The 3,704-nt window shown below is 72.8% G+C and carries 2 protein-coding genes; both read right to left on the reverse strand.

Annotated elements, in window-relative coordinates; all coding sequences use genetic code 11:
- The coding region (locus AOK08_RS40675; RefSeq protein WP_055535444.1) for a hypothetical protein at positions 1-1,381 on the reverse strand (1,381 nt) is incomplete at its 3' end.
- Between the two features lie 34 nt (positions 1,382-1,415).
- A partial coding sequence (locus AOK08_RS40680; protein ID WP_055535445.1) for a hypothetical protein occupies positions 1,416-3,704 on the reverse strand: 2,289 nt, incomplete at its 5' end.

Consider the following 3,704-nt stretch of genomic DNA (forward strand, 5'->3'; position numbering starts at 1 on the left):
GGTGGCCGAGGTGGGCGTACCCGGGGACGGGCCCGGCAGGGACGGATCCCGGCTGTCCGGGGATGAAGCCGGGCTGTGCGGGCGAGCGGGGTGACCCCTGGGCGTGGGCCCCGTACGGGTCGCTCAGGGACCGGTCGCCGCCCGGGACGGATCCCGGCTGCCCTGGGACGAAGCCGGGCTGGGCGGGCAAACCGGGGGCGCCCTGGGGGTGAGCCCCGTACGGGTCGCCCAGGGTGGCCGGGTCGCCGCCCGGGAACGGTGGCGGGGTCTGCGGGACGCCGGGGAGGCGTTGGGTGAGGATGTCGCTCACTGTGCGCAGGGCCAGTTGCTTGGGGCCCTCCAGTTCGAACTTCTCGGCGGTGTCGCCGTGCAGGAGGTCCTTCACCAGGTCCATCTGGGCCTGGATCATGCGGAGCTGGTCGTCGCGCATGCTGGTCATGACCAGGCGGGAGTCCTCCGGGTGCTGGGCGAGGTGGAAGGCCCAGGAGTGGACGCCGCCCTGTTGCAGGTGGTGCGCGTAGAAGGCGATCTTCTGGGCCTCCACCTGCTGCAGCTCCAGTTCCTGGTGTCCTTGTTGGACGGCCAGCTGGTGCTGTTGCCCGCTTTGCAGGGCCGCCTGCTCGTAGTCCCAGCGCTGCTGCTGGAGGGCCAGATGCTGCTGCTGGGCGCCGTACGCCATCGCGCGCTCGATCTGGAGGGCGTCCTGACCGCGGTTGCGGCGGTCCACCTCCACGTCGATGTCGGCGCCGCGCTGCGCCGCCCACACCTGCTCGGTCGCGGAGTGGTCGATGGCCTGGAGGCGGCGCTGGTGGTCGATGTTCTCCTGGTCGCGGCGCAGTCGCAGGGTCCAGGTGGTCTGGAGGCCGGCCGGGGCACCCAGCGGGCCCAGCACGTTGATGGCCTGGAGGAGCTCCCCCTCCGCCTTCGCGCTGTCCGCGATCGGGAACCGCCGGCTCACCGGGCGGGCCGCGCGCTGGAGTTCGCCGATGAGCAGGCCCGGCACGTCCCGGTGACCGCTGCCCACGAACCGGGCCGGGTCGATGACCTGCCAGGACATGTCGATCTCGGCCGAGAACTCGAAGGCGTCGTTGTCACTGGGGAGCGTCAGCGTGCCGGAGAACGGGTGTACGCCCATATCGATCTCGTACACCGCCGTGAAGTGCCGGGCCGCGATCTCGCTGCGCGTCGGGCGGCGGGGCGGGAGGTAGGCCTCGTAGCCGCCCTTGGCGGTGGCGAAGACGAGGGCGTGGTCGATACGGACCGTCGACTTGAGGGAGAGCTCGAAGCGTGAGAGCTGGCGGACCGTGAGTACGGGGTCGATCAGTTGGGTGTGGCGGTCCGCGGACTGCTGCCACTCGGGCGGGCGGTGGAAAGCGGCCATCGTGCGTTGCTCCTCGGTGAGCGGGGACGGTGACTTACTGGCGGACGGGGAGTGTGGTGAGGAGGCGGGCCGCCACCGCCGGCGGGGCCGCGCCGTCCTCGCCCGGCATCGTCCGCAGGAGATGGCCGAGGCGCTGGTACTCCGCCGGGGTGGTGACCAGGGCCGGGAGCAGCGCCGCCAGGGCCCACTCCGTGGTCGTCGAGCGGTCGGCGACGAGCACCCACTCGCGCAGGACGTCCAGCGCGGGCCGGGTCGCGCCCGGGTCGTTCAGCGCCGCCCGCCACAGGTACGGGATGCCATGGGCGGCGGCCGAGCCCTCGGTGGCCGACCGCGCGTACCAGCCGAGGACCAGCGGATGCCCGTACCGCTCGTCGTCCTGGGTGTGGCGGCAGGCGCTGACGAAGCCGCCGACGGTCAGGTCGTGCACCGGGCGGTCGTCGCTGATGTGCAGCCGCAGTTCCGCGAGGACCCGGTCGCCGGCCTCGGAGAGGAGCAGCAGGGCTACGGCCTCGTCGAGTTCGCGGGCCATCTCGCGGTCGAAGTCGTCCGGGTCGGCGAGGTCCCGGCGCAGCCCGCGCGCCGCCGTACGCAGGGCGGCCAGGGCCTGCTCGGGGCGTTCGGCGCCGATCAGCGCGTACGCCCGGACGGCCACCCAGCGCAGCCGCCGGTCCTCGCCCTTGGACCACTCGTCGAGGATGCGCGGGACGTTCGGTGTGTCGATGAGGTGGGCGAGGGTGAGCGCGTTGACGGCCACCAGGCGGTGCCGGAAGCGGTTGGAGGTCGCCCACGGTTCGATGACCAGGGCCATCGCCGAGGGCAGGTCCGTACGGGCCAGGACGGCCACCGTGGACGCGGCCCGGGTACGGACGAGAGGACGGCCGTCGTCGGCCAGCCGGCGCAGCCAGTCGATCAGCGCGGGGCGCGCGGAGGGGTGGCCCGTCCAGACCTCGCGCAGGAGTACGAGCGGGGCGCGGTCGTCGGTGAACCTCGCCTTCTGCTGGGTCACCGGACCCCACTCGGTGTGCTCGTCGTCCTCGTACCGCTCGGCGCGGGCGAGCTGGAGGCGCTTGCCGATGTGGGTGCCGAAGACGGGGACCTCGGGGATGCCCGCCGGGTTCTGGGTGTGCTGGAGGAAGCGGTAGAGCAGATCGCTGAGTTCGGCGGTGAGGGCGTACGGGCCGTCGTCGAACGCGGCCAGCGCGACCAGGAACGCCTTGTCGCGCAGATGGATCGACGCCTCGTCCTCCTCGAACCACTCCTGGACCTGGTTCTCCAGGGAGATCAGGGAGAACTGGGCGACTGCGTTCTCGGCGACCTCGCCGGCCGCGTACCGGCCGAGCAGCTGGGCGAAGGCGGCGACCTCGCGGAGCTGGTGGTTGCGGCTCAGGAACTCGGTGACGTCCGGGAGTTCGAGCAGCTTCGCCGCCGTCCCGCTGTCGTCGGAGGCCAACCTGGTGCGGAGGTGCGCGGCCAGCACGGCGGCCGTGTCCGGCGGCTGCCAGGTGACGAACGGTACGTCCTCCAGGACGGCGGTCGGGCCGACGGTGACGATGAGATACGCGTCCCGCGCGGTGAGACGGTCGCGGGCGGCGAGGAGATGGTGCTCGCGGAGGGGGCGGTCGCGGCGGGTGACCAGGTCGGCGAGGACATAGCCACGGGGGCGGCGGTCCGGGGCCGGGGTTGTGGTTCCGCTGCCCGTACCACCGCCTGTTCCGTCGCCCGTTCCACCGGCTGCCGCGTCCGGTGCGGTGACCTTGTCGGCCAGGGTGCCCGGGTTCGTGTCGCGGTCGAGCATGTGTACGGGGGCTGCCCCCAGCCGGTGCAGGAGCATCAGGGCGGCCGTGTGTCTGCCGGTGAAGCGGGCGCCCGACAGGACGAGTACGCGGTCGGTGCGCAGGCGGGCGAGCAGGGCCTCGAAGGTCGCCTCGGCGGCGACGAACGAGGCGGCGAGCCGGTCGAGCGTGGACTGCGGGACCTCGCCGGAGGCGGAGGCGGTGGCGGACGGGGCGGAGAACCCGGGTAACGACCACTGATGGATCTCCGTCTTGCTGCCCATGATCACGTCACCGGCGACCCGGCCGCCGCTGACGCCGTGCTGGCTGCCGCCGACCATGCTGCCGCCGAAGCGGGAACGGTCGCCGACGTTCATCGTCCGCGGGCTGTGGTCGATCAGGTCGCGCCGGGCCGACCAGGCGGTCTGCGGCTGCTCGCGCTCCTCCGACCCTTCCTGGCCCTCCGCTTCCCTGGACTCCTTCGAATTCGAGTCCTTGGCGGCGCCCTCTTTGCCGTCGGCTGAGGCGGGTGTGTCCTCGGGGGCTGGGCG

The sequence above is a fragment of the Streptomyces graminilatus genome, assembly GCF_001418565.1.
Lineage (GTDB): Bacteria > Actinomycetota > Actinomycetes > Streptomycetales > Streptomycetaceae > Streptomyces > Streptomyces graminilatus.